Annotated in this window: 19 protein-coding genes and 1 CRISPR repeat array; of the genes, 8 read left to right on the top strand and 11 right to left on the bottom strand. The window is 65.9% G+C overall.

Annotation, left to right across the window (positions count from 1 at the left end; all coding sequences use genetic code 11):
* Positions 1-115: 115 nt before the first annotated feature.
* On the top strand, positions 116-436 hold the full coding sequence (locus tag BM214_RS10265) for a hypothetical protein (protein WP_090486652.1): 321 nt from the start codon (positions 116-118) through the stop codon (positions 434-436).
* 98 nt (positions 437-534) lie between these two features.
* Positions 535-858: an iron donor protein CyaY gene (gene cyaY, locus BM214_RS10260; protein ID WP_090486649.1), complete on the top strand. Its 324-nt coding sequence runs from the start codon at positions 535-537 to the stop codon at positions 856-858.
* A gap of 4 nt (positions 859-862) precedes the next feature.
* Here cyaY and BM214_RS10255 read toward each other — a convergent pair whose 3' ends face one another.
* The 5 genes from BM214_RS10255 to BM214_RS10235 all read right to left on the bottom strand — a co-directional run bounded on the left by BM214_RS10255 (position 863) and on the right by BM214_RS10235 (position 5285).
* On the bottom strand, positions 863-1249 hold the full coding sequence (locus BM214_RS10255; protein ID WP_177217649.1) for a hypothetical protein: 387 nt from the start codon (positions 1247-1249) through the stop codon (positions 863-865).
* Between the two features lie 72 nt (positions 1250-1321).
* Positions 1322-2704: a UDP-N-acetylmuramate:L-alanyl-gamma-D-glutamyl-meso-diaminopimelate ligase gene (mpl, locus tag BM214_RS10250; RefSeq protein WP_090486647.1), complete on the bottom strand. Its 1383-nt coding sequence runs from the start codon at positions 2702-2704 to the stop codon at positions 1322-1324.
* Complete coding sequence (locus BM214_RS10245) at positions 2701-3222, bottom strand: hypothetical protein (protein WP_090486644.1); 522 nt, start codon at positions 3220-3222, stop codon at positions 2701-2703. Before BM214_RS10245 ends, mpl begins: the two co-directional genes overlap by 4 nt.
* A gap of 36 nt (positions 3223-3258) precedes the next feature.
* Positions 3259-4014: an MlaA family lipoprotein gene (locus tag BM214_RS10240; protein WP_090486641.1), complete on the bottom strand. Its 756-nt coding sequence runs from the start codon at positions 4012-4014 to the stop codon at positions 3259-3261.
* A 56-nt stretch (positions 4015-4070) separates the two neighbouring features.
* Positions 4071-5285, bottom strand: coding sequence for an argininosuccinate synthase (locus BM214_RS10235; protein WP_090486638.1), 1215 nt, complete (start codon positions 5283-5285; stop codon positions 4071-4073).
* Positions 5286-5462: 177 nt separating this feature from the next.
* On the opposite strand from BM214_RS10235, the gene BM214_RS10230 reads away from it, so the two are divergent.
* Positions 5463-5879: a hypothetical protein gene (locus BM214_RS10230; RefSeq protein ID WP_090486635.1), complete on the top strand. Its 417-nt coding sequence runs from the start codon at positions 5463-5465 to the stop codon at positions 5877-5879.
* 14 nt (positions 5880-5893) lie between these two features.
* Here the strand turns inward: BM214_RS10230 and BM214_RS10225 are convergent, their stop codons facing one another.
* From BM214_RS10225 to aceE, 4 genes are read right to left on the bottom strand one after another with little or no spacing between them, the layout of a single operon-like run.
* Positions 5894-6757 (bottom strand): OmpA family protein, encoded by an 864-nt coding sequence (locus tag BM214_RS10225; protein ID WP_090486632.1) that lies wholly within the window; start codon positions 6755-6757, stop codon positions 5894-5896.
* A 54-nt stretch (positions 6758-6811) separates the two neighbouring features.
* Positions 6812-8605: a dihydrolipoyl dehydrogenase gene (gene lpdA / locus BM214_RS10220; protein WP_090486629.1), complete on the bottom strand. Its 1794-nt coding sequence runs from the start codon at positions 8603-8605 to the stop codon at positions 6812-6814.
* A 55-nt stretch (positions 8606-8660) separates the two neighbouring features.
* A complete protein-coding gene (gene aceF, locus BM214_RS10215; protein ID WP_090486626.1) occupies positions 8661-10013 on the bottom strand; it encodes a dihydrolipoyllysine-residue acetyltransferase in 1353 nt (450 codons plus the stop codon).
* A 58-nt stretch (positions 10014-10071) separates the two neighbouring features.
* On the bottom strand, positions 10072-12735 hold the full coding sequence (gene aceE, locus BM214_RS10210) for a pyruvate dehydrogenase (acetyl-transferring), homodimeric type (RefSeq protein WP_090486622.1): 2664 nt from the start codon (positions 12733-12735) through the stop codon (positions 10072-10074).
* Between the two features lie 251 nt (positions 12736-12986).
* On the opposite strand from aceE, the gene pyrC reads away from it, so the two are divergent.
* The 3 genes from pyrC to BM214_RS10195 are packed head-to-tail and all read left to right on the top strand — an operon-like array spanning position 12987 to position 15704.
* Positions 12987-14021, top strand: coding sequence for a dihydroorotase (pyrC, locus tag BM214_RS10205; protein WP_090486722.1), 1035 nt, complete (start codon positions 12987-12989; stop codon positions 14019-14021).
* 38 nt (positions 14022-14059) lie between these two features.
* A complete protein-coding gene (gene rnt, locus BM214_RS10200; protein ID WP_090486619.1) occupies positions 14060-14707 on the top strand; it encodes a ribonuclease T in 648 nt (215 codons plus the stop codon).
* A 43-nt stretch (positions 14708-14750) separates the two neighbouring features.
* Positions 14751-15704 (top strand): diguanylate cyclase, encoded by a 954-nt coding sequence (locus BM214_RS10195; protein WP_090486618.1) that lies wholly within the window; start codon positions 14751-14753, stop codon positions 15702-15704.
* A gap of 13 nt (positions 15705-15717) precedes the next feature.
* Here the strand turns inward: BM214_RS10195 and BM214_RS10190 are convergent, their stop codons facing one another.
* Positions 15718-17490, bottom strand: a complete 1773-nt coding sequence (locus tag BM214_RS10190) for an N-acetylglutaminylglutamine amidotransferase (protein WP_090486615.1) — start codon at positions 17488-17490, stop codon at positions 15718-15720.
* Positions 17491-17998: 508 nt separating this feature from the next.
* On the opposite strand from BM214_RS10190, the gene BM214_RS10185 reads away from it, so the two are divergent.
* Both BM214_RS10185 and cas2 read left to right on the top strand, forming a co-directional pair.
* Complete coding sequence (locus tag BM214_RS10185) at positions 17999-19723, top strand: CRISPR-associated endonuclease Cas4/Cas1 (RefSeq protein WP_090486612.1); 1725 nt, start codon at positions 17999-18001, stop codon at positions 19721-19723.
* A gap of 5 nt (positions 19724-19728) precedes the next feature.
* Positions 19729-20025 (top strand): CRISPR-associated endonuclease Cas2, encoded by a 297-nt coding sequence (gene cas2 / locus BM214_RS10180; protein ID WP_090486609.1) that lies wholly within the window; start codon positions 19729-19731, stop codon positions 20023-20025.
* A gap of 201 nt (positions 20026-20226) precedes the next feature.
* Positions 20227-25006: direct repeats of the CRISPR family, unit length 37 nt; unit sequence GTTTCCCCGGCCTTTACCGCCGGGGCCTCATTGAAGC.
* A 102-nt stretch (positions 25007-25108) separates the two neighbouring features.
* Here the strand turns inward: cas2 and BM214_RS10175 are convergent.
* On the bottom strand, positions 25109-26167 hold the full coding sequence (locus tag BM214_RS10175; protein ID WP_280521894.1) for an IS3 family transposase: 1059 nt from the start codon (positions 26165-26167) through the stop codon (positions 25109-25111).
* Positions 26168-26296 lie beyond the last annotated feature (129 nt).

Genomic DNA, 26296 nt, shown 5'->3' with positions numbered 1-26296 from the left:
GATGGGGCCGTTGCCAGGGAGATGGGCGGATCCGGGGCCTCCCGCCGCCGCGGGGATGGCACACCCGGACCTGCAAAGGTAGCATGTCCGCATCCCCCCTTCAGGAGACGACACCATGGCTGCGCGGGATCAGCAGGGCTATGTGGGCATCCACAACGACCGCTACGGCGGCATGACCCCCATCGGCGGCCTCATCAAGGATGCCTGGGTCTTCGGTATCCTCCCGGAGGACGAGACCTGCGAAGGCTGGACCCGCCAGCAGCTGCAGCAACTCCACGACCAGGTGGCCGCCGCCTGGGACCGGCACGGCCTGCGGGTGGCGAATCTGCCCCCGGAACTGCGGGAACGCCACACCCGCATCCATGACGCGGCCATCGCCCGGGCCCGGGAGCTGGGCTGGATCCCCGGCGCCGACGTGGATCCGGAGATGGAATGAGCCCGGGACACCGCCAGCAGCGGCGATGCGGGCGGATTCTAAAGCCCGGGGGGACGTGATACCGTCAGGGTTGGCCATCACCTGGAGATTGCAAGCCCATGACCCAACCCTCCTTCGCCCTGCAGGCGGAACAGACCCTGGAGGACCTCATGGAACGCATGGGGGCCGTGGATGCCCTGGCCGACCTGGACATGGACCTGGTGGACGGGGTGCTGACCGTGGAATTCGACGACGGCGGCCAGCTCATCCTCAACCGCCAGGAGGCGGTGCGTCAGCTCTGGCTCGCCTCCCCCGAGGGGCCGGCCCACTTCCGCTTCGATGCCGACGCGGGGCAGTGGCTGGACGAGCGCTCCGGCGATGAACTGGTGTCGGTCCTGCAGCGGGTCCTGGGCCGCAAGCTGGGTCAGAATATCCGGCTCTGAGGGCTCACCCCTCCGGGGGCTCCTCCGACGGCCCCCGGGCCGCCCGGCGCCGGGCGTCGTGCACCATGGACTCCAGCTGGCTGAGCACCACATGGGGCTTGTCCTGCTCCAGGGCCCGGTCCAGCAGGTTCAGCATGGCCTGGTGCTCGGGGCGGGAGGCATAGCGCAGGTGGGCCAGGTTCACCGACAGCCGCCGGAACTGGCGGAAGAAGAGATAGGACAGGGTGGCCACGATCAGCGCCGTCCAGGACGTCCCCTGGAACCAGGCCCAGACGGCGGCACCATAGCCGATGAAGGTAAGGACGAACAGCAGGGCCGCGAAGCGGTGCACCGTGGCCACAAAGGCCTGGAACCCTTCCCGGTGGGCGGCGAATTCTTCGGCTGAGATCATGGCTCGGACTCCGGTAGGGCAAAGCCCCGCATTATGGCCCAGTCGCATGCGGCTGGGAATGCACCCGCCCTTTCACGCCGGTTCAAGGGCCGCCAGCAGGCGCTCGTGGAGGCCGCCGAAACCGCCGTTGCTCATCACCAGCACGTGGTCCCCGGGGCGCACCCGGGCCGCCAGGGCCTGCACCAGGTCCTCCACGCGATCCCGGGCATGTCCCCGCCCTTGCAGGGTGCGGACCACCGGGGTCATGTCCCAGCCCAGATCGTCGGGGGCGTACAGCCACACCTCATCGGCCGCCGACAGCGCCCCCGCCAGGGTATCCCGGTGCACCCCCATGCGCATGGTATTGGAGCGCGGCTCCAGCACCGCCAGGATCCGCCCCTCCCCCACCCGGCCCCGCAGGGCCCCCAGGGTGGCGGCGATGGCCGTGGGGTGATGGGCGAAGTCGTCGTAGACCCGGACCCCGGCCACCTCACCGCGCAGTTGCAGACGGCGCTTCACCCCCCGGAAACGTTCCAGGGCCGCGAACCCCGCCGATAGCGGCACCCCGGCATGGCGTGCCGCCAGCAGGGCCGCCAGGGCGTTGCACAGGTTATGCTCCCCGGGCAGCAGCCACTCGCCCCGCCCAATCTCCCGATCCCCTTCCAGGGCGTCCCCCTCCAGGATGCGGAAACGGCCGGCATCGGCCGTGAGGGCCTCCCCCCGCCAGGGGGCCGGGTCGCTGGCGAGGCCGAAGCGCTCCACCGGTGTCCAGCAGCCCCGGGCCAGGACCCGCTCCAGGGCCGCGTCCCCGGCGCGGCAGAGGATGCGGCCGCTACCGGGCACGGTGCGCACCAGATGATGGAACTGCCGCTCGATGGCCTCCAGATCCGGGAAGATGTCCGCGTGATCGAACTCCAGGTTGTTGAGCACCAGGGTGCGCGGACGGTAGTGCACGAACTTGGAGCGCTTGTCGAAGAAGGCGGTGTCGTACTCGTCCGCCTCCACCACGAAGAAGGGGCCACTCCCCAGCCGGGCGGAGAGGCCGAAGTTCTCCGGCACGCCGCCGATGAGGAAACCGGGATCCAGGCCGGCATCCTCCAGGATCCAGGCCAGCAGGCTCGCCGTGGTGGTCTTGCCGTGGGTGCCGGCCACCGCCAGCACCCAGCGGTCCCGCAGCACGTGCTCCGCCAGCCACTGGGGCCCGGAGGTGTAGGGCAGCCCGCGATCCAGCACCGCCTCCACCACTGCATCGCCGCGGCGCATGACGTTGCCGATGACCACCTGATCCGGGGCCGGGTCCAGGTGGGCCGGGTCATGACCCTCGGCCACGGCGATGCCCTGGCTTTGCAGCAGGGTGCTCATGGGGGGATAGACGTGGCGGTCGGAACCGGTGACCCGATAGCCGGCGGCCCGGGCCAGCAGGGCCACCCCGCCCATGAAGGTGCCGCAGATCCCCAGGATATGGATGTGGGTCATGGAGACAGGAGATGGAACAGGGCCTCGCCGGCCACGGCGGTGAGGATGAGATAGAACACCGCCAGGGCGATACCCCCGGAGAGGCTGCGCAGATCCAGGGCGCTGCGCAGGATGTGCCCGTAGGCGGTGAGCAGCCAGCCCAGCAGGATCAGGTAGGCGATGGTGGCCAGGGCCGGGATCTCCTGGGGGTTCTCCGCGCCCCGCAGGCTGTACACCAGCGGCAGCATGAGTAGCCCCATGAGCACACCCACCCCCAGCAGGGCGGTGAAGGTCTGGACGAAACGCGGGCGCAGCCCTCGGCTATTCAGGAGGCTGGCGGCGAACAGGGCCAGCAGGCCCAGCTCCATGCCGGACTGCAGCACCGCCAACTGGAAGGAGAAGAAGGGCACGGTGACCCAAAGCCCCAGGATCAGGTAGGCCAGCACGCACAGCCACATGAGCAGGGCCGATGCGGGCAGGTCCTCCGGCCCCTGGCGCAGCAGGGCCAGCTGCACGAAGGGGCGGATCAGGGCGTACATGGGCCATCTCCGGGCATTTGCGCCGCCGCTTGCGGGCTATTCCTCATCCCAGGCTTCCAGCTCGCGCAGCAGGTCATAGTCCGACTCCGAGGGGGCCCCGTCCCGCACCTGATAGTCCCGCCGCTCCAGATAGGCGTTACGGATGGCCGCGTAGCGGTCCCCGCCGATCCCCTCCAGGCTGCGCTCCACCGACAACAGGTCCGCGCGCCGATCCACCAGGCCCAGCGCCATCAGGGCCTCCTGATCGGGATGCTCGTGATAGCTGTACAGGGGATGGATGCGCCCGTCCACCAGTTCGGCCGGGGCGTCCCGCAGGGTGCCGGGCCCCCAGAAGGGCATAATCAAGTAGGGACCGGAGGGTACCCCCCAGCGTCCAAGGGTCTGCCCGAAATCCTCGTTGTTCTTGTCCAGACCCATGGGGCTGGCCACATCCAGCAGCCCAAAGAGGCCGAAGCTGGTGTTCATGATCAGCCGCGTCAGATCCACCGCCGCCTCATGGAATTTCCACTGCAGGACATCGTTGGCCAGGATGCCCACGTCCCCCAGGTTGGAGAAGAAATTGCCCACCGAGGTGCGCACCGGGTCCGGGGTGTAGCGCACGTACCCCTGGGCCACGGGCTTGAGCACGGCCCGGTCCACGGTATCGTTGAACTGGAACATGGCCCGGTTGTACCCCTCCCAGGGATCCCGCGAGTCACGGGAGGCCTCGGGCACGCTGGCGCAGCCCGCCAGCAGGCACAGGACCGCGCCCACCAGCAGGCCCCTGGATCGTCCGCATCGGGATGAGGGCATGGGTTTCCTCTCGCCTTGTGGTTTCCCGGTATCGGGCGCCGCGGCGCCCGGGAGACTCAGCGCCCCCGCCGGGCACCGATGCGCAGGCGCAGGGCGTTGAGCTTGATGAAGCCCTCGGCGTCCTTCTGGTCGTAGGCCCCGGCGTCGTCCTCGAAGGTGGCGATATGGGCGTCGAACAGGGTATCGGCCTCGGACTTGCGCCCCACCACGGTGACGTTGCCCTTGTACAGCTTGAGGCGCACCACGCCGTTGACATGGGCCTGGGAGGCGTCGATCAGGGCCTGCAGCATGCGCCGCTCGGGGCTCCACCAGTAGCCGTTGTAGATGAGGCTGGCATAGCGGGGCATGAGTTCATCCTTGAGATGGGCCGCCTCCCGGTCCAGGGTGATGGACTCGATGGCGCGGTGGGCGCGCAGCAGGATGCTGCCTCCGGGGGTCTCGTAGCAGCCCCGGGACTTCATACCCACGTAGCGGTTCTCCACCAGGTCGAGACGGCCGATGCCGTGGGCCCCGCCCACCTGGTTCAGCCGCGACAGCAGGGAGGCCGGGCTCAGGGGCTCGTCGTCGATGGCCACGGGATCGCCATTTTCGAAGCGGATCTCCAGGTACTGCGGCCGGTCCGGCGCCGCCTCCGGCGACACGGTCCAGCGCCACATGTCCTCCTCCGCCTCGAACCAGGGGTCCTCCAGCTGGTTGCCCTCGTAGGAGATGTGCAGCAGGTTGGCGTCCATGGAGTACGGGGATCGAGTGCCGCGCTTCATCTCCACGGGGATGCCGTGCTTCTCGGCATAGGCCAGGAGCTTTTCCCGGGAGTTGAGATCCCATTCACGCCAGGGGGCGATCACCCGGATACCCGGCTTGAGGGCATAGGCCCCCAGCTCGAAGCGCACCTGGTCATTGCCCTTGCCGGTGGCCCCGTGGGAGACGGCGTCGGCGCCGGTCTCATGGGCGATCTCCACCAGGCGCTTGGCGATGAGGGGACGGGCAATGGAGGTGCCCAGCAGGTACTCCCCCTCGTAGACGGTGTTGGCGCGGAACATGGGGAAAACGAAGTCGCGGGCGAACTCCTCCCGCAGGTCCTCGATGTAGATCTCCTTCACCCCCAGGGCCTGGGCCTTGGCCCGGGCCGGTTCCACCTCCTCCCCCTGGCCGATGTCGGCGGTGAAGGTGACCACCTCGCAGCCGTAGGTCTCCTCCAGCCACTTGAGGATGACCGACGTATCCAGCCCGCCGGAATAGGCGAGCACGACCTTGTTCACATCATTGGCCATGTAAAGGCAACCCCTGGTAGAGAAAAAGGATGATCCGGACCGGTCAGTATAGCGAAAACCGGCGCTTTCCCGGAACATGGCCGCGCCCAGGCCGTCTCATCCCGGGCGGGATGTGCTTGGGCCCGGCCCGCGGGCCCGCTAGAATGGCCCCGGACTGTCTGCCAAGAGAACGGACCCATGGCCCTGGCCCAGGAAGACATCGAATTCATCAAGGCCCATCTGGGGGAATGGCTGGCCGAGCAGAGCTTGGGCCAGCCCCCGGCGGTCTACGAGGTGGAACTCCGCGAACGCATGGTGCGTGTGGAGGAGGAACTCAAGCACCAGCGGGAGTTGATGTACCAGGGGTTCCAGCAGATGGAAAGACGCTTCGAACAGGTGGATCAGCGATTCGAACAGATGGAGAAACGCTTCGAACAGATGGAGAAACGCTTCGAACAGATCGATAAGCGCTTCGAGCAGGTGGACAGGCGCTTTGAACGGGTGGACCAACGCTTCGACGAGATGCTGCGCCGCCATGACCGCCAGTTCCTGTGGCTGGTGGGCTTCATCGTCACCTGCACGGGCCTGCTGTTCGCGGGGCTGCGCCTGTTCTGATCCTGTTCAGCCCCTCAGGGCAGGGTCCACCACAGGTCCACCCGCCGGCTGCGGGCCCAGACCTCCTCTTCCGAGGCCTCCTCCTCCGAATCCGCCTCCAGGGGCCACGACTCGCCGAAGGCCCGCACCTCCATGCGCCCCGGGTCGATGCCCCGCTGCGCCAGCCAGTCCCGCACGGACTGCGCCCGTCCCCGGGAGAGTTCCCGGTTGTAGTCCCGCTCCCCCTGGGGGTCGGCATGGCCGCCCAGCACCAGGCGGGTACGGGGGTTCTCCCGCAGCCGCTGCAGCACCCGTTCCAGGGTGGGCCGGGCCGTCTCCCGCAAGCGGTCCTCGTCGAAGTCGAACTGCACCCGCCAGTGGCGGATCACGGGGAAGTCGAGGCGGGCGGGTCGATCCAGGCAGGGACGAAAGTCCGCCAGCACCTGGCGAAAGCCCGCGGGGGAGAGGGTGACCCGTACCGGCTCCCCCGCCGAACCGACGTGCTCCAGGCGCACCTCATGGCCGGTCTCCAGGGCGTAGAAGACCTCCAGGGCCCGCTCCCGCCCCAGGACGGTCAGCACCTCCCCCGCCAGCAGCGGCACCACCCCCAGATCCCGCCGCGAGAGATCGTGGCGCCAGACCGGCGGGTGCATGGCCATGCGCCCCTTTCCGGGTGCGGCCAGGGGATGCACGGGGCGCACCTCCAGCTGCAGGTCCCGGTCCCGCTCCGCGCTGAAGCGCACCTCGCCGTAGCGGGGGATGGACTGGCGCAGCTCGCAGACCTCCCCGTCGTGCCGGAAGGACCAGCCGCCTTCGGAGAGTTGCGCGGCGTACTCCACCGCGCCGAGGGGTCCGGCCGCCAGACCCAGGAGCATGCCGATGAGAAGGAAGCGTTTCATGCCCTGCTCTATCGGCCGCCGGGCCGGATCATTGAGCCCGGCGGCCTGCGGCGCCTATTTCCCCCGTGGCGGGAGGATGTCGGTGATGGAGCCGTGGGCCACCTCGGCGGCGAAGCAGAGGGTCTCCGACAGGGTGGGATGGGGATGCACCGTCAGGGCCAGGTCCTCCACATCCGCCCCCATCTCCAGGGCCAGCAGGGCCTCACCCAGGAGCTCCCCGGCATTGGGGCCGGTGATGCCGGCACCGATGACCCGCTGCTGCTCGTCCAGCAGCAGCTTGGTGAGGCCGCCCTCCCCGCCCAGGCTCAGGGCGCGTCCGCTGGCGGCCCAGGGGAAGGTGGCCTTGGTGTAGGCGATGCCCTCCTTCTTCGCCCGGGTCTCGGTGAGCCCCATCCAGGCCACCTCCGGATGGGTATAGGCCACGCTGGGGATGGCCCGGGCGTCGAAATGGCTCTTGTGCCCCGCCGCCACCTCGGCGGCCACCTTGGCCTCGTGGGTGGCCTTGTGGGCCAGCATGGGTCCGCCCACCACATCCCCGATGGCGAAGATGTGGGGGACCTGGGTGCGCATCTGGCCGTCGGTGCGGATAAAGCCGTGTTCATCCACAGTCACGCCGGCGGCCTCCGCCTGGATCTGCGCGCCGTTGGGCAGGCGTCCCACGGACACCAGCACCCGGTCGAAGGTGTCCTGCGCCGGGGCCTTGCCCCCCTCGAAGTGCACGCGGATGCCGGCGTCGGTGGCCTCGGCACCGGTGACCCGGGTGCCGGTGTACACGGCCTCATAGCGCCCGCGGATGCGCTTCTCCAGGGGCTTGACCAGATCCCGGTCCGCACCGGGCATGAGGTCGTCGGAGAGCTCGCACACCGTCACCTTCGAGCCCAGGGCATCGTAGACACAGGCCATCTCCAGGCCGATGATACCGCCGCCCACCACCAGCAGCCGGCCGGGGATGTCCCGCAGGGCCAGGGCCCCGGTGGAGTCCATCACCCGCTCGTCATCCCAGGGGAGGGCGGGCAGGCGTACGGGGCGGGATCCCACGGCGATGATGGCCTGCTCGAAGGCGATGTGCTGCTCCCCCGCCTCGCCCTGCACCGCCAGGGTGTTGGGGGAGGTGAAGGTCCCCACCCCCTGCACCACCCGCACCTTGCGCTGCTTGGCCAGGTGCTGCAGGCCCGAGGTGAGCTTGCGCACCACCCCGTCCTTATAGCCGTTGAGCTTGTCCAGGTCGATCTGCGGCGCGCCGAAACGGATGCCGTGGCGTTCGAAGGACTGGGCCTCGTCGATCACCTGGGCGGCGTGCAGCAGGGCCTTGGAGGGAATGCAGCCCACGTTGAGGCAGACCCCGCCGATGACCGGGTAGCGCTCCACCAGGATCACGTCCATCCCCAGGTCGGCGGCGCGGAAGGCGGCGGTGTAGCCGCCGGGGCCGGAGCCCAGCACCAGCACCTGGCAGCGCAGGTCCGCCTCAGCGGCGGGGGGCGCGGCGGCGGCCGGCCGGCTGTCCGCTTCCCGCGCACCGGTATCCTCCCGTTGGCTCGGCGCGGCGGCAGCCGGTCCTGCGGACTCACCCTGGGGGCCCTCTTCTGCGGGGCCCGCCTCGGCCTCTTCCTCCGCCTCCAGATCCAGGATGGGACTGCCCTGGGACACCTTGTCCCCCACCTTCAGGTGCAGGGCCTTCACCGTGCCGGCCCGGGGGGCGGGGATCTCCATGGAGGCCTTGTCCGACTCCAGGCTGATGAGGGGATCCTCCGGCCGCACCGTATCCCCGGGCTGGACCAGGACCTCGATGACCTCCACGTCCTTGAAATCGCCGATGTCGGGGACCGGGATGGTGTGCAGCTTGGGCATGGATCGCTTTCCTCTGGTTGGATCGGGACGATGGGCATCCGCCGCGCGGGGCGGTCTACAGCAGCATGCGCCGCATGTCGGACAACAGGCCGCTGAGGTGGCCGGTGAACCGGGCCCCCAGGGCCCCGTCGATGACGCGGTGGTCGTAGGACAGGGCCAGGGGCAGCATCAGGCGTGGCACGAAGGTCTCCGACTGGGCATCCCACACCGGCTGCATGCGGGCCCGGGAGACCCCCAGGATGGCCACCTCCGGGGCGTTGACGATGGGCGTGAACTGGGTACCGCCGATGCCCCCCAGGCTGGTGATGGTGAAGCAACCGCCTTCCATGTCCGCCGTCTTCAGACGCCGGTCCCGCGCCCGCTGGGACACCTCGGCGGTCTCCTTCGCCAGTTCCACCAGGCTCTTGCGGTCCACGTCCCGGATCACCGGCACCACCAGACCGTCCGGGGTATCCACGGCGATGCCCAGGTGATAGTACTGCTTCAGGATCAGGTTCTCGCCGGCGGCATCCAGGGATGCGTTCACCCGGGGATGGGCCTTCAGGGCCGAGACCACCGCCTTCATGAGGAAGGCCAGGAAGGTGATCTTGACCCCCTGCTCCTGGTACTCCCGGGCGAGGGAACGGCGGAAGGCGTCCAGTTCGGTGATATCCGCCTCGTCGAACTGGGTGACGTGGGGGACGGTCACCCAGTTGCGGTGCAGGTTCTGGCCGGTGAGGCGGTTGATCTTGGTGAGCGGTTGGGTCTCCACCGCACCGAAACGGCCGAAGTCCACCTCCGGCGCCGGGGCCACCCCAAGACCACGGTCACCGCCCCCGGCCAGGGCGCGCTTGACGAAGCCCTGCACGTCCTCCTTGAGGATGCGCCCCTTGCGGCCGCTGCCCTGCACCTGTCCCAGGTCCACCCCCAGTTCCCGGGCGAAGCGGCGCACCGCGGGGGAGGCATGGGCCTTGCGAAAGCCGGCCTCGTCCACCATCCCCGCCGTGGGCGAGGGACGGGGACCGGGGGCGGGACGGGAGGACGCACCCTGGTCGGGGGTGCCCTGGGCCTCAGGGGCGGCTTTTGCCCCCGCCCCGGCCAGGGCGGGGGCGGCAGGCTCCGCCCCCTTTTCCCGGTCCTGTGCCTCGGCACGCTCCTTCGGCGCGGCGGCCTCCTCCCCGCCGCCGGCCTCGGCCTCCAGATCCAGCACGGGGGAACCCTCCGATACCCGATCCCCGGGCTTCACCTTCAGGCCCACCACCCGGCCGGCTTGGGGCGCCGGGATGTCGATGGAGGCCTTGTCCGACTCCAGGGTGATGAGGGGATCCTCCGGCTGGACGGTATCCCCCTCGCCCACCAGCACCTCGATGATCTCCACATCCTTGAAGTCCCCGATGTCGGGGACCTTCACTTCAACCACGCTGCCCATCACGCCACTCCTGTCTGAGATTGGGAACCCACCGCCGGGACCTTGCACACCCCGCGCCTCAGGCGCGCAGGGGGTTGGGCTTGTCGGGATCGATGCCGTACTTGCGGATCGCCTCGCTCACCCGGGCGGCGGGCAAGGCCCCCTCGTCGGCCAGGGCCTTGAGGGCCGCCACGGCCACGTAGTGCCGGTCCATCTCGAAGTGACGCCGCAGCCGGGCACGCAGGTCGCTGCGGCCGAAGCCGTCGGTCCCCAGCACGGTGTAGCGGCCGGGCACCCAGGCACGGATCTGGTCGGGATAGGCCTTGACGTAGTCGGTGGCCGCCACCACGGGGCCGGAGGCATCCGCCAGGCAGCGCCCCACCCAGGACTGACGCGGCGGTTCTTCCGGATGCAGCAGGTTCCAGCGCTCCACGTCGCGTCCATCCCGGGCCAGTTCGTTGAAGCTGGTGGCGCTCCACAGGTCGGCCTGCACGCCGAAGTCATCCCGCAGCAGGTCGGCGGCGGCCATCACCTCCCGCAGGATGCTGCCCGAGCCCATGAGCTGCACCCGGGGGCCATCGCCCTCGGCGCGGGCGATGGGATACAGGCCGCGAAGGATGCCCTCCTCCGCCCCCTCGGGCAGGGCCGGATGGCGGTAGTTCTCGTTCATCACCGTGATGTAGTAGAAGACGTTCTCCTGTTCGGCGTACATGCGCCGCAGGCCGTCGCGCACGATCACCGCCAGCTCGTAGGCGAAGGCCGGGTCGTAGCTGACGCAGTTGGGGACATTGGCCGCCATCATGGGGCTGTGGCCGTCCTGGTGCTGCAGCCCCTCCCCCGCCAGGGTGGTGCGACCGGCGGTGCCGCCGATGAGAAAGCCCCGGGCCTGCATGTCGCCGGCGGCCCAGATCAGGTCCCCCACCCGCTGGAAGCCGAACATGGAGTAGAAGATGTAGAAGGGCACCATGCTCACGCCGTGCACGCTGTAGGCGGTGGCGGCGGCCATCCAGGAGGCCATGGCACCGGCCTCGTTGATGCCCTCCTCCAGGATCTGGCCCTTCTTGTCCTCCTTGTAGAACATCACCTGGTCCTTGTCCTGGGGGGTGTAGAGCTGCCCCACGGAGGAGTAGATGCCCAGCTGGCGGAACAGCCCCTCCATGCCGAAGGTGCGCGCCTCGTCGGGGACGATGGGCACCACATGGCGGCCGATCTTCTTGTCCCGGGTAAGCTGGGTGAGCATGCGCACCATGGCCATGGTGGTGGACAGTTCGCGCTCGCCGGAGTCCTCCAGGGAGGCGGAGAAGAGGGACAGATCCGGGATCTCCAGGGGGGCCACCGAGGACTTGCGCACCGGCAGATAGCCCCCCAGGGCCTTGCGGCGCTCGTGCATGTAGCGGATCTCGGGGGCGTCATCCGCCGGGCGCACGTAGCGCATCTGCTCCACGTCCTCGTCGGAGACGGGCACGCGGAAGCGGTCGCGGAAGGCCTTGATCTCCTCCTGACCCATCTTCTTCTGCTGGTGGGCGCGCATCTGGCCCTCGCCGGCGGAACCCATGCCGTAGCCCTTCACCGTCTGCGCCAGGATCACCGTGGGCTGGCCACTGTGGTTCACCGCGGCCTGGTAGGCGGCATAGACCTTGTAGGGATCGTGGCCGCCGCGGTTCAGGCGCCAGATATCGGCATCGGACATGTTGGCCACCATGGCCTTGAGCTCGGGGTACTTGCCAAAGAAGTGCTCGCGCACATAGGCCCCGTCCTTGGACTTGTAGTTCTGGTAGTCGCCGTCCACGGCTTCCATCATGCGCTGCGTAAGCAGACCCTTGGTGTCCTTGGCGAACAGCGGATCCCAGTAGCTGCCCCAGAGCACCTTGATGACGTTCCACCCCGCCCCGCGGAAGGTGGCCTCCAGTTCCTGCACGATCTTGCCGTTGCCGCGCACGGGGCCGTCCAGGCGCTGCAGGTTGCAGTTGACCACGAAGATGAGGTTGTCCAGACGCTCCTGGGCGGCCAGGCCGATGGCCCCCATGGCCTCGGGCTCGTCGGTCTCCCCGTCCCCCAGCAGGCACCACACCTTGCGGTCGCGGCTGGAGGCCAGCTCCCGGTCGTTCATGTACTTCATGAAACGGGCCTGCATGACGGCCTGCATGGGCCCAAGCCCCATGCTCACCGTGGGGAACTGCCAGTAATCGGGCATGAGCCAGGGATGGGGATAGGAGGACAGCCCCTTGCCCTCCACCTCCTGGCGGAAGTGGTCCAGTTGCTCCTCGGTCAGGCGCCCCTCCAGGAAGGAACGGGCATAGATGCCGGGGGCCGAATGCCCCTGGATGAACACCAGGTCGCCGCCGTGCTCGTGGGTGGGGGCGCGCCAGAAGTGGTTGAAGCCCACGTCGTAGAGGGTGGCGGCGGAGGCGAAGCTGGCGATGTGCCCGCCCAGTTCGGTGCTGATGCGGTTGGCCTTGACCACCATCATCAGGGCGTTCCAGCGGATGTAGGCGCGGATGCGGTGCTCCAGCTCCGCGTTGCCCGGGTATTCCGGCTCCAGATGGGGCGGGATGGTGTTCACATAGGCCGTGTGGGCGGAATACGGCAGAAAGGCGCCGGAACGGCGGGCCTGGTCCATCAGGCGCTCCAGCAGGTAATGGGCCCGCTCGGGGCCATCGGCCTGGATCACCGCCTCCAGGGCATCCAGCCATTCCTGCGTCTCCTGCGCGTCCAGGTCCTGAGGCAATGCCTGCGCGTTCATGTTGTACTCTCCATCCGTCATCCCCCCGTAACGAACACCCGGGATCTGCCGCCCCCGGGGGGCGATGGATCACGGAAGGGGGGGAGTGGCTGCTATGATGCCTGTTGTTATAGGTGTCGGGCCGCAAGGCGGCGCGGCGGTATATTCAGACTTTTGCGCGGGCAGGTCAAGAAAGTGGATGCAGCCTTTCCATGCTTCGCTGCAACACGCCAGGTCCCCGTTTTTCATGGGAAATTCGCACGATGACGACAATTCAGGAATTGCATATCCGGCGCCCGGACGATTGGCATCTCCATGTACGCGACGGCGACGGTTTGAAGTGTGCAGTGCCGCATTCCGCACGGCGTTTCGCACGCGCGGTGATCATGCCCAACCTCAAGCCGCCGGTGGTGAATGTCGCCCAGGCCGCCGCCTATCGGGATCGCATCCTGGCGGCCGTGCCGGAGGGGATGCATTTCGATCCATTGATGACAATCTATCTCACCGATGACACCACACCCGATGACATCCGGGCCGTGGCCGAGAGCGGATTCATGCTCGGCGCCAAGCTCTATCCCGCCGGGGCCACCACCCATTCCGACGCCGGGGTCACCGACATCCACCGCATCGATGCGGTACTCCAGGCCATGCAGGACCTGGGGGTGCCGCTCATGGTGCACGGGGAGGTGACCGGCCCGGAGGTGGATCTCTTCGACCGCGAGGCCCGCTTCATCGAACAGGTGCTGACGCCGCTGGTGGAGCGCTTCCCCGCCCTCAAGGTGGTGCTGGAGCACGTCACCACGGCCGAGGCGGTGGCCTTCGTGCGCCAGGCCCCGGAGACGGTGGCCGCCACGGTCACCCCGCAGCACATCCTCATGAACCGCAACGCCCTCTTCCAGGGCGGCATGCGCCCCCATCATTTCTGCCTGCCCGTACTCAAACGGGAGGAACACCGGGCGGCCATCCTGGAGACCCTGGCAGAAGGCCACCCCCGCTTCTTCCTGGGCACGGACAGCGCGCCCCACCCCCGCGGCGCCAAGGAAAGCGCCTGCGGCTGCGCCGGCATCTACAGCGCCCCGGCGGCCATCGAGCTCTACGCCGAGGCCTTCGAACAGGCCGGGGCCCTGGAGCATCTGCAGGCCTTCGCCAGCGAGAACGGCCCCCGCTTCCACGGCCTGGCCCCCAACGAGGACTTCATCACCCTGCGCCGCCAACCCTGGACGGTGCCCGAGGCCCTGCCCTTTGGTGCGGATACGGTGGTGCCCCTGCGGGCCGGGGAGGAACTCGCCTGGCGTCTGGTGGACTGAACCCCCACCGGCGGCCCGGAACTGGTACCCTAGCGCCCATGAGTGAAGAACCCGATTTTTGCCCCATGGGCGACCGGTTCCGCGGCTTCCTGCCGGTGGTGGTGGACGTGGAGACCGGTGGCTTCAACCCCAAGACCGATGCCCTGTTGCAGATCGCGGCCGTACTGCTGCGCATGGATCACAACGGCGACCTGCACCGGGACCGCACCCTCTCCTTCCATGTGCAGCCCTTCGAAGGGGCCCACATGGACCCCAAGTCCCTGGAGGTGACGGGCATCAACCCCTGGCATCCCCTGCGCATCGCCGTGCCGGAGCAAGAGGCCCTGCAGGGCATCTTCCGGGAGGTGCGCCAGGAGGTGAAGCGCAACCGCTGCACCCGCGCCATCCTGGTGGGACACAACGCCGGCTTCGACCTGGCCTTCGTCAACGCCACCGTCGAGCGGGCGCAGATCAAGCGCAACCCCTTCCATCCCTTCAGCAACCTGGACACGGTGACCCTCTCGGCCATGGCCTACGGCCAGACCGTCCTCGCCCGGGCGGCCCGGGAGGCGGGCCTGTCCTGGGACAATGCCGAGGCCCATTCGGCCACCTACGACGCCGAGAAGACGGCGGACATCTTCTGCGACGTGATGAACCGCTGGAACCGGCACACCGCGGCGCAGGCCGAAACCATGGACAAGGCCTGAGGGGTCGCCTATAAGGGCCTATGCCCCAGCACGACGGCCATCCATGACCCCTCCCCCCCTCTCCATCCTCATCGTGGACGACATGCAGTACAGCCGCATGGTGTTGAAGAACACCCTGGAGCGGCTGGGCTACGAAGACGTGCGTCTGGCGGGCTCTGCCGCCCACGCCCTGGAGTCCCTGGAGGAACGCCAGGCGGACGTGGTGCTGGCGGACTGGGTGATGCCCCAGATGAGCGGCCTGGAACTGGTGCAGGCCATCCGCGCCATGGACGAGGACCGGCCCCGCTACACCGCCATCATCCTGTTCACCGCCAAGGAGGGGAACGACCCCATGCTGGAGGCCTTCCACCAGGGGGTGGACGACTACCTCACCAAGCCCATCAACGACGTGCAACTGGCAGCCCGGGTGTATGCCGCCGGCCGCATCGCCACCCTGCACAACCGCCTCATGGAGACCTCCGCCGCCCTGGATGCGGCCAACCGCCACCTGGAACAACAGGCCATGGTGGACCCCATCACCGGACTGGCCAACCTGCGGGCCCTGAACCAGCGCCTGGAGAACGTGCTCATGGAGACCCAGTCCCGCGGCGGCGCCCTGTGCCTGGCGGTGCTGGATCTGGACCATCTGGAGCACGTCAACGCCCGCCACGGCCATGACCTGGGGGACGAGGTACTCATGGGGCTGTCCCGGCGGCTGCGCCTGTGCGTCCGCCCCACGGACCTGGTGGCCCGCATCGGCGGGGACGAGTTCGCCCTGCTACTGCAGGTGCATCCCCCCCATCACTTCAACCGCGACCTCTGCCGGCGCATCCACGCGGGCATCGTGCGCGAGGGCATCCCCACCTCCGAGGGCAACATCCCGGTGAGCGTCTCCATCGGCGCCCGCTTCCACACTCACGGCCAGTCCCTGTCCACCGTGCACGGCCTGCTCTCCCTGGCCCAGGAGAACCTGCGCCAGGCCAAGACCGACGGCGGCAACCGGGTGGTGGCCAGCTGAGCCCCCCGGGGGATCAGATCCCCTGGCGCTGAAGCCAGAACTCCAGCAGTGCCAGATGCCAGAGCTTACTGCCCTGGATGCGGGTGAGATGCCGCTCCGGCTCGGCCAGCAGGGCCTCCACGTAATCCCGGCGGTACAGCCCCCGCTCCCGGCAGGCCTGGGAATCCAGGATATCCCGCATGAACTCCAGAAACGGCCCGCGCACGTACTTCAGGGCCGGCAGCGGGAAATAGCCCTTGGGCCGGTCGATCACCGCATCCGGCACCAGCCCCCGGGCGATGGTCTTGAGCACCCCCTTGCCCCCCTGGTCCAGCTTGAGTTCCGGGGGCATGCGCGCCGCCAGTTCCACCAGCTCGTGGTCCAGGAAGGGCACCCGCGCCTCCAGCCCCCAGGCCATGGTCATGTTATCCACCCGCTTCACCGGGTCGTCCACCACCAGGGTGGTCACATCCAGGCGCAGCACCGCATCCAGGAAGGTATCCGCCCCGGATTCCTCCAGGGCCGAGGCGATGAAGGCGCCGGTATAATCCTCCCCGGCCCACTCCGGGGACAGCATGCGGGCGAATTCCTCGTGATCCCGGTCGAAATAGTGCTTGCGGAAACGCTCCAGCGGCGCACCCCCGGTCTCCGCCGCCATGCGCGGATACCAGAAGTAACCGGCAAAGACCTCGTCCGCCCCCTGCCCCGACTGCACCACCTTCACATGCCGGGACACCTGCTCCGAGAGCAGGTAGAAGGCCACGGCGTCCTGGGCCACCATGGGCTCGGCCATCTGATCCACCGCCTCGGGCAAGCGCCCCAGCACCTGATCGTTGGGCACGTGGAAGCGGTGATGGCGCGTGGCATAGCGCTCGGCCACCGGATCGGAGAACTCGAACTCACTGCCCTTCTCCTCCGGCTGGTCCTCGAAACCCACGGTGAAGGTCTGCAGATCCCGCACCCCGGACTCCGCCAGCAGGGCCACCAGCAGGCTGGAGTCCAGCCCCCCGGAGAGCAGCACCCCCACGGGCACATCCGCCACCTGCAGACGCCGCTCCACCGCGCGGCGCAGGGCATCGTGCACCGCACAGGTCCACTCCCCGGCATCCAGGGGCGGCTGCGGGCGGGTGGCCTCCAGGTGCCAGTAGCGCTCCAGGCGGGTGCGCCCGTCCCGCTCCACCGTCAGGGTGTGGGCCGGCGGCAGCTTGCGCACGCCGCGCAGCACCGTGCGCGGCGCAGGCACCACCCCATGCAGGGTGAACTGGTGATGCAGCGCCACCGGATCCAGGCTGGTGTCCACATCCCCCGCCGCCAACAGGGCCTGGAGGTTGGAGGCAAAGCGCAGCCGGCGGCCGCTCTGGCTGTAATACAGCGGCTTGATGCCCATACGGTCCCGGGCCATGAACAGCCGCCGCTCCCGCAGGTCCCACACGGAAAAGGCGAACATGCCGTGGAAACGGCGCACGCAGTCCGACCCCCAGGCGTCATAGGCCTTGAGGATCACCTCCGTGTCACCGTTGGAGAAGAACCGGTAACGTCCCTCCAACTCGGCGCGCAGCTCCCGGAAGTTGTAGAGGGTACCGTTGAACACCACCACCAGCCCCAGCTCCGGATCCACCATGGGCTGATGCGCCCGCTCCGAAAGATCCAGGATGCTCAGCCGCCGGTGCCCAAAGGCCAGGGGGCCATCGGAATAGGTCCCCTCATGATCCGGCCCGCGCCGCCGCAGCCGGTCCAGCATGGCCCGCACGGAAGTCAGATCCGGCAGGGTGTCATCGAAATACAGTTCGCCGCAGATACCGCACATAGATGCCTGATCTCGAAAGAAATATCAGAAGAGCCCCGCCCGCAGCGGCCCCGGTCAATCAGGATTCAGTGTAACAGGTTTGCCCAGAACCCCTTACGTCCCATCGGAGTCCCCCCAATGGGCACCGAAGACCCCCCCCTGGGAACGCCAAGCCCCAGCTTGGCTCAATCTATCGCACAACACAGGGAACCAAACCCCGGGAGGATCAAAACCAACTGGACTCGATCTACCTCCTTGGCCCATGGACGGGGGAATCTTGCGATCCCCAGGAAGGGGTGTCACCAACGCCCCATCCCCCAAGACAGCGACGGGAGCACAGGTCCAGCCCTGCACAGTTCGAGCGATGGGCTTGCGGGGAGGACAGTGACCTCAGGAACAGAGTAACAAGGGTTCCCCAGAGTGCTGCTGGCCAGGAGCGGCTTGAAAACTCGGTGGATGTTGCCAAACTCTATTTGTGAGAATCATCACATCACACCTTCCGCCGGTCATGCTCAAAAGGACATGAACCATGAAAGGGATCATCCAACCGGAACTCCCCCTGCCCTTCCCGGAACTCAACGAAGATCAACCGCTGTTACCAGCGCGAATGATCAATGAATATGAATACTGCCCACGGCTAGCCTACTTAGAATGGGTTCAAGGTGAATGGTCCGATTCAGGAGACACCATCGAGGGCCGTCACGCACACCGCGTAGTGGATCGCCCCAGTAAACCCTTACCTCCACCTGACAACACCACTGAAGCACCGGAACAGATCCACTCCCGATCCGTTACCCTTTCCTCCAACCGTCTAGGGCTCATCGCCCGCATGGATCTGGTGGAATCGGAAGGGGAACGTGCCACACCAGTGGACTACAAACGCGGCAAGCGGCCCCATGTGGAAAAAGGGGCTTATCTACCGGAACAAGTACAACTCTGTGTCCAAGGGATGCTTTTGGAGGAACATGGCTACCAAGTAGATTCAGGCATCCTCTATTTTAACGGATCCCGTGAAAGGGTGCGCATTGCATTTGATGAGGATCTACGTGAGCGTACACGCTCGGCCATCCATGGATTAAGGGCCATGGCAGCCGGAGGTCAGATCCCCGCCCCATTGACCGATAGCCCCAAGTGCCCAAGGTGTTCCCTGGTGACGATTTGCCTTCCGGACGAGATCAACAACCTTAAACGCATCCAGGAAAACACCCGTCCCTTGGCAGTGGGGCGCGACGAATCCATGCCCCTCTATGTTCAGGCTAATAAGGCATCCGTACGCAAGAAAGGGGATACACTACAAGTCTATATCGACGACCAACTCGCCAAGACCGCACGGCTGAGGGATATATCTCAAGTGGTTCTCATGGGAAATATATACCTCACCACCCCCACACTTCATGAACTCATGCGCCGAGAGATTCCTGTTACCTGGCATTCTTACGGCGGCTGGTTCCTGGGGCACAGCACTGGCACGGGTCACAAGAACGTTGAACTGCGCACTGCCCAGTACCGGACCAGTTTCAGCGCCCAGGGATGTCTTCACATTGCACGACGCATCATTGCGAACAAAATCACAAATTGCCGTACCCTCCTAATGCGTAACCTCAAAGGCGAAACCGCATCAGAAGAAGATCGAAATCTATTCGATGCACTACGCCAGGACGCACGAAAAGCTATGCGTGCAGAATCGCTGGAGCAGCTATTAGGCATTGAAGGCACCGCGGCATCCCGATATTTCAGTGCCTTTCCACACATGATCAAGCCAAAGGATGACCGCTCCAGCCTTGAATTCAATTTCACAAAGCGTAATCGCAGGCCACCCGCTGATCCTGTAAATGCACTCCTATCCTATGCCTATTCTGTACTTACTCGTTCCTGGCTCATCACTCTTTCAGCCGTTGGTCTTGATCCATATCGAGGCTTCTACCATCAACCACGCTACGGAAGGCCTGCCCTGGCATTAGATATGATGGAACCATTCAGACCCCTGGTTGCCGATTCATCTGTTCTAACGGCGATAAACAAAGGACAAATCCGTTCGACAGATTTTATATCTGCTGCATCCAGCGTCAACCTAACCAATGATGGACGCAAACGTTTTCTCGGTGTCATTGAACAAAGACTCACCCAGGAAATCACACACCCCCAATTTGGCTATCGCGCCAGTTACCGAAGAATATTTGAAATTCAAGCTCGACTATTGGGACGCCATCTAACAGGTGAGATAGCAGAATTCCCAGGATTCATAACCAGATAAATACCATGGAAACCCCTAGACTCTATATAGTCGCATACGATATCAGCGATCCGAAACGCTGGCGACGGGTATTCAAAATCATGCATGGGTATGGCGAATGGGTACAACTTTCCATATTCCAGTGCCGCCTGGAAAGCAAACGACATGCCGAACTCATCTCCCTTCTGGAAGGCATCATCCATAACCAGGAAGACCACATCCTCTTGATTGATCTTGGAAATGTCGATACCGTAGAACCCAAGGTGGTCAGCCTAGGGAAAGCCAGCTTCGAGCCCATCGACCTGGCACCCATCATCATCTGAATCCGCCGAAACAATGCGAGCAACCCAGTGCCCCAGAAACTCCGGGAGATGCTCGCAAACATTAACTCTTTAAAAAACCGATACTTACCCAAAGCGTTGGTGACAAGGCATGATCCGGAGGTGCTCAAGCCTGACCCCCACCTACAGATACTCGCAATTCATACCGGAAAGCGAGTCCTGCCGCACCTCTGGATGGAGTCCGTTTCCCCGGCCTTTACCGCCGGGGCCTCATTGAAGCCTGATGGGCTCCGCCTTGATCCGGATCATCGCCTCGGGTTTCCCCGGCCTTTACCGCCGGGGCCTCATTGAAGCGTGGATCATCTGGGTCGTCGCCTGCACCGCTTTGAAGTTTCCCCGGCCTTTACCGCCGGGGCCTCATTGAAGCGTGATCGACTACGAGCACCAGACCCTGGCCGCCGAGGTTTCCCCGGCCTTTACCGCCGGGGCCTCATTGAAGCCCCACAGGTCGCGGAAGAACGGGGCGACCTTGCCCCGTTTCCCCGGCCTTTACCGCCGGGGCCTCATTGAAGCCGGGAGGCCGCCGTGACTGATCGCAGCGTCCCGGACGTTTCCCCGGCCTTTACCGCCGGGGCCTCATTGAAGCGGGCGGGATGGGGTGCGACATTTGAGTTTGAGACAGCGGTTTCCCCGGCCTTTACCGCCGGGGCCTCATTGAAGCCGCCAGGTGCCCCGCCACAAGAGCCTGTTCCACAGCCGCGTTTCCCCGGCCTTTACCGCCGGGGCCTCATTGAAGCGACACAATCTGCGTTGTGAATCTCGAACGTAGCCAGTTTCCCCGGCCTTTACCGCCGGGGCCTCATTGAAGCTTCCAATACGCTTTCGTATTACGGCTGGCGTCCCGCGTTTCCCCGGCCTTTACCGCCGGGGCCTCATTGAAGCGAAAAAGGTAGCTATTCCTTTTGATCCTAAGTGTGAACGAGTTTCCCCGGCCTTTACCGCCGGGGCCTCATTGAAGCCGCCCAACAATAAACAGGCGACCCATTTCGCCAGGGCGGTTTCCCCGGCCTTTACCGCCGGGGCCTCATTGAAGCCCACTTGAGTACTTGGGCCTCGCCGCAGTGAGGGCGTTTCCCCGGCCTTTACCGCCGGGGCCTCATTGAAGCTTGGGCACCATCTGGCTGCTCGACAGCATCTCCGCGTTTCCCCGGCCTTTACCGCCGGGGCCTCATTGAAGCTCTGAGATCCACACCACCCGGGAGAGATGCTTCTTCGTTTCCCCGGCCTTTACCGCCGGGGCCTCATTGAAGCTTGAGGTGGCCCCCACGGGGGGCCGGTTGGTTGAGCGTTTCCCCGGCCTTTACCGCCGGGGCCTCATTGAAGCGCTGTCAACCGTTGGTTGAGATTTTTATCCGCACGGTTTCCCCGGCCTTTACCGCCGGGGCCTCATTGAAGCGCCCTCCTCGTCGGTCTCCTCGTAGATCGCGAGGATGTTTCCCCGGCCTTTACCGCCGGGGCCTCATTGAAGCCGCGACAAGATGTTCGGCACCAAGCAGTCCTACCTCCGTTTCCCCGGCCTTTACCGCCGGGGCCTCATTGAAGCTCGTCGCCGGTGTCGCCGGTAGTGGCTGCGTCAGTCATAGTTTCCCCGGCCTTTACCGCCGGGGCCTCATTGAAGCCGCGAGTGGGTGGGCGACCGTGTGATCAAGGACATGGCGTTTCCCCGGCCTTTACCGCCGGGGCCTCATTGAAGCCGCGGTAACCATGAGCTTGGAGGAGGCCATTTCTGCCGTTTCCCCGGCCTTTACCGCCGGGGCCTCATTGAAGCGTATTCCATTGGGCCCCCGACGTGATCCTGGCCATGCGTTTCCCCGGCCTTTACCGCCGGGGCCTCATTGAAGCGTCAATTCGGTTGGCGAGTTCCACGAATGCCAGCGTCGTTTCCCCGGCCTTTACCGCCGGGGCCTCATTGAAGCCGCTGTATCAGCCGCTTCCATCCTGAGTTCATTTCCTTGTTTCCCCGGCCTTTACCGCCGGGGCCTCATTGAAGCCCAATGTATAAGCGCGCCCTTCAGTCGCCAGGGGGGGGTTTCCCCGGCCTTTACCGCCGGGGCCTCATTGAAGCCGGCAGCGGAAGAACCACCGCTTGCCTGAGTGGCCGCGTTTCCCCGGCCTTTACCGCCGGGGCCTCATTGAAGCTAAATTAAAAAACGCTTATCAAAAACATCGATTGACGTTTCCCCGGCCTTTACCGCCGGGGCCTCATTGAAGCACCATGCTGCCCACGGACCCGGCCGTGAGCTTCGCGTTTCCCCGGCCTTTACCGCCGGGGCCTCATTGAAGCAGCTCGAAGGTGTAGGAGGTGACGCGCTCCTGTACGTCCAGTTTCCCCGGCCTTTACCGCCGGGGCCTCATTGAAGCCTTCTGCATGCCGGCCTCGGCCTTCATGTGCTCCTGCTGTTTCCCCGGCCTTTACCGCCGGGGCCTCATTGAAGCTTCTGATAGATCTTCAGCATGGGCTCCTCCACCCGCGTTTCCCCGGCCTTTACCGCCGGGGCCTCATTGAAGCAGCCCTGCGGCCAGGATAAAGGCCTGGTTGTATTGGCCGCGTTTCCCCGGCCTTTACCGCCGGGGCCTCATTGAAGCTCAATGCATCGGTCAATCGCATCCACCGCCCGGAGGGGTTTCCCCGGCCTTTACCGCCGGGGCCTCATTGAAGCCTGCTGATGGCCGAACACAACACCGTCGACATCCCCCGTTTCCCCGGCCTTTACCGCCGGGGCCTCATTGAAGCTGCCAGGTCCGCATAGCGGCATGAACCAAGTGGCCGGCGTTTCCCCGGCCTTTACCGCCGGGGCCTCATTGAAGCCTGCTGATGGCCGAACACAACACCGTCGACATCCCCCGTTTCCCCGGCCTTTACCGCCGGGGCCTCATTGAAGCTGCCAGGTCCGCATAGCGGCATGAACCAAGTGGCCGGCGTTTCCCCGGCCTTTACCGCCGGGGCCTCATTGAAGCCTGCTGATGGCCGAACACAACACCGTCGACATCCCCCGTTTCCCCGGCCTTTACCGCCGGGGCCTCATTGAAGCTGCCAGGTCCGCATAGCGGCATGAACCAAGTGGCCGGCGTTTCCCCGGCCTTTACCGCCGGGGCCTCATTGAAGCCTTCTCAGCTCGTCTCCGGCGGATCTCGCCCAGACGAGTTTCCCCGGCCTTTACCGCCGGGGCCTCATTGAAGCCTCTAACGCGGCGTGGCACTGGCCACTGAAGGTGGTGTTTCCCCGGCCTTTACCGCCGGGGCCTCATTGAAGCTTAGGTTCCGCGCCAATTTTCCAGGTCATCAATCGCCGCGTTTCCCCGGCCTTTACCGCCGGGGCCTCATTGAAGCAACGGGTCCAGCGCCGCGGCCACCACCGACCGCGTCGCGTTTCCCCGGCCTTTACCGCCGGGGCCTCATTGAAGCTCGATGATGATGTGCTCCACGTGGTACCTCTGAGTCAGGTTTCCCCGGCCTTTACCGCCGGGGCCTCATTGAAGCCCGGCCTCACCAAGATCTACCTCAGGAGGGCAGCATGAACACCAGTTTCCCCGGCCTTTACCGCCGGGGCCTCATTGAAGCAAAGCCCCGCGGATGGCGTCGACGTCTCCGGCCTCGTTTCCCCGGCCTTTACCGCCGGGGCCTCATTGAAGCTGCGCGGCCGTTGATCCCGTCCTGGGGGCGCTGGGCGTTTCCCCGGCCTTTACCGCCGGGGCCTCATTGAAGCCCAGCAAGCGCGCTCGTCGATGCTGAGGGCATCCAGGGTTTCCCCGGCCTTTACCGCCGGGGCCTCATTGAAGCCGCTTGAGACGCAGGATTCTGCATAGTGGCGAGTGCTGTTTCCCCGGCCTTTACCGCCGGGGCCTCATTGAAGCCTGGCTTCCGGCGCGGTAGGCCGGGAAGGGGAGTGCGCGTTTCCCCGGCCTTTACCGCCGGGGCCTCATTGAAGCTGTGTCGAAGAATACCGCGGGTGATGCGTCGGGTGGAAGTTTCCCCGGCCTTTACCGCCGGGGCCTCATTGAAGCTCCAGCGCCTCCAGATCCACCTTGAACCAAAAGGTCCGGTTTCCCCGGCCTTTACCGCCGGGGCCTCATTGAAGCCTTTCGGCGCGCCTTCAGGATGGCGGCCTTTTCGCTGTTTCCCCGGCCTTTACCGCCGGGGCCTCATTGAAGCGCCCTTGGAATCTGCGGTGCAGCAGGCGGCATACGGAGGTTTCCCCGGCCTTTACCGCCGGGGCCTCATTGAAGCCCTACGCAGGCGTTCATGCTGATACCGGTCAGGTTGGTTTCCCCGGCCTTTACCGCCGGGGCCTCATTGAAGCCCGTTGGGTCAGTGGTGGCAGTGTCGTTGTTCTGCACGTTTCCCCGGCCTTTACCGCCGGGGCCTCATTGAAGCCAGGTGGTGTCCTGGCGGTCATACAGGCCGAGCACCGTTTCCCCGGCCTTTACCGCCGGGGCCTCATTGAAGCAAGAAGCACGACGCCAAGACCGATGCCGGCTTCGCGTTTCCCCGGCCTTTACCGCCGGGGCCTCATTGAAGCTCTCCCAGGAACTCAGCGATTCGCGCGACGCGCCATGTTTCCCCGGCCTTTACCGCCGGGGCCTCATTGAAGCGCCCGCGATTTCGGTCAGAGTGTGCGCGCCGCCGTGCGGTTTCCCCGGCCTTTACCGCCGGGGCCTCATTGAAGCGGGTGCCCCCCGTTGCTTCTTTGTCCGACCGCACGGCGCAGTTTCCCCGGCCTTTACCGCCGGGGCCTCATTGAAGCCCGACCGGATCGGTCTTGAATACCCGGATGATTTAGTTTCCCCGGCCTTTACCGCCGGGGCCTCATTGAAGCGCCATCTCCACCACGAACGGCGCGCGGCGCACCAGGGTTTCCCCGGCCTTTACCGCCGGGGCCTCATTGAAGCGTCGAACCAGGCCTGACCGCCCAGGATGTACCCCAGCGTTTCCCCGGCCTTTACCGCCGGGGCCTCATTGAAGCCGCAAACCCCTCGCAAATCCCCTGCTCCCACTCCAGGCGGTTTCCCCGGCCTTTACCGCCGGGGCCCGGTGTCTGTCAACGAAGTTGTCGCCTCAAACCGTTTCAGGCTGCTCTGGTCAGGTCTGAACCCTGGGTTTCCTTCTCCGGGTTGAGATGGACTGCCCCGACGGGGCGCCAGTCCCGTATCTCTCGGCTCCAGCGGCGCGGGTTCCGGGCCTTCGCCTCGACGTAGACCTGGTGACGCCCAGCCAGGATGGCCGCATCGTCACCGTTGTGCCGCTCGACCGGCGTCACGTACTGAATGCCGCTGTGCCGGTGCTCGTGGTTGTACCACTGTACGAAGCGGTGGACCCATACCCGGGCGGCCTCCAGGCTCTCGAAGCCGTTGGCCGGATATGCCGGCATCGCCTTGCAGGTGGCAAACAACGACTCCGAGAACGGGTTGTCGTTGGACACCCGCGGCCGGCTGTACGACGGTTCGATTTTCAAAGCCGTCAGTCGCGCTCTCAGCGTCGCTCCCTTGAACGGGCTGCCGTTGTCGGAGTGCAGCACCAGCGGCTGGTTGAAACACTGCTCCTTGAGCAGCGCCTGCTCCAGCACCTGGACGGCCAGTTCCGACGATTCCCGGGTCTCGACCTCCCAGCCCACGATCTTGCGGCTGTAGAGGTCGATGATCAGGGTCAGGTAGAAAAACAACCCGACCACAGGGCCCGGCAGCCACGTGGTGGCCCACGACCAGACCTGATTCGGGCCATCGGCTCGATGACTGGTCGGTAGCGGCGGTGTCGGACCCTTACGCCCTCGACCTCGGGGCTGTGCCTGCTTGTGCTTGCGCAGTACCCGGTACAGGGTCGACTCCAAGGCCCAGTAACGCCCGGCATCGGCCTCCTGAGCCACGATTTGGGCCGGCGGCAGATCCTGATACTCGGGCCGGTTACACAGCGCGAGAACGGTCTGCTCTTCCGCCTCGCTCAAGGCGTGGGCCGGCTTCGGGCGCACCGCCGTGCTCCGCCCGTCGCTCGGCACCTCGGCTTCACGCTGCCAGCGCTGGTAGGTCCGGGCGCTGATGCCCAGCACTTCGCAGGACGGCTTCAAACGGGCCCCATTGGCGCGGGCCTCGTCGATCAGCTCAATGGCTTTGCGGCGATCCGAGGTGCTGATCAGTCGTCCTCGGGTTCCCCCCAGATCGCCTGGGCTTTTTTAATGGAATGGCCTGCTCCCACCCTATTACGCTGCTTGGTGAGATATCTACGCAGCGAGACGAGGAGGAAACAGACCATGTCCATTGCA

The organism is Ectothiorhodospira mobilis (assembly GCF_900114895.1).
GTDB lineage: Bacteria > Pseudomonadota > Gammaproteobacteria > Ectothiorhodospirales > Ectothiorhodospiraceae > Ectothiorhodospira > Ectothiorhodospira mobilis_A.
Note: the sequence above shows the minus strand (reverse complement) of the source record. Positions and strands in the feature narration are given on the sequence as shown.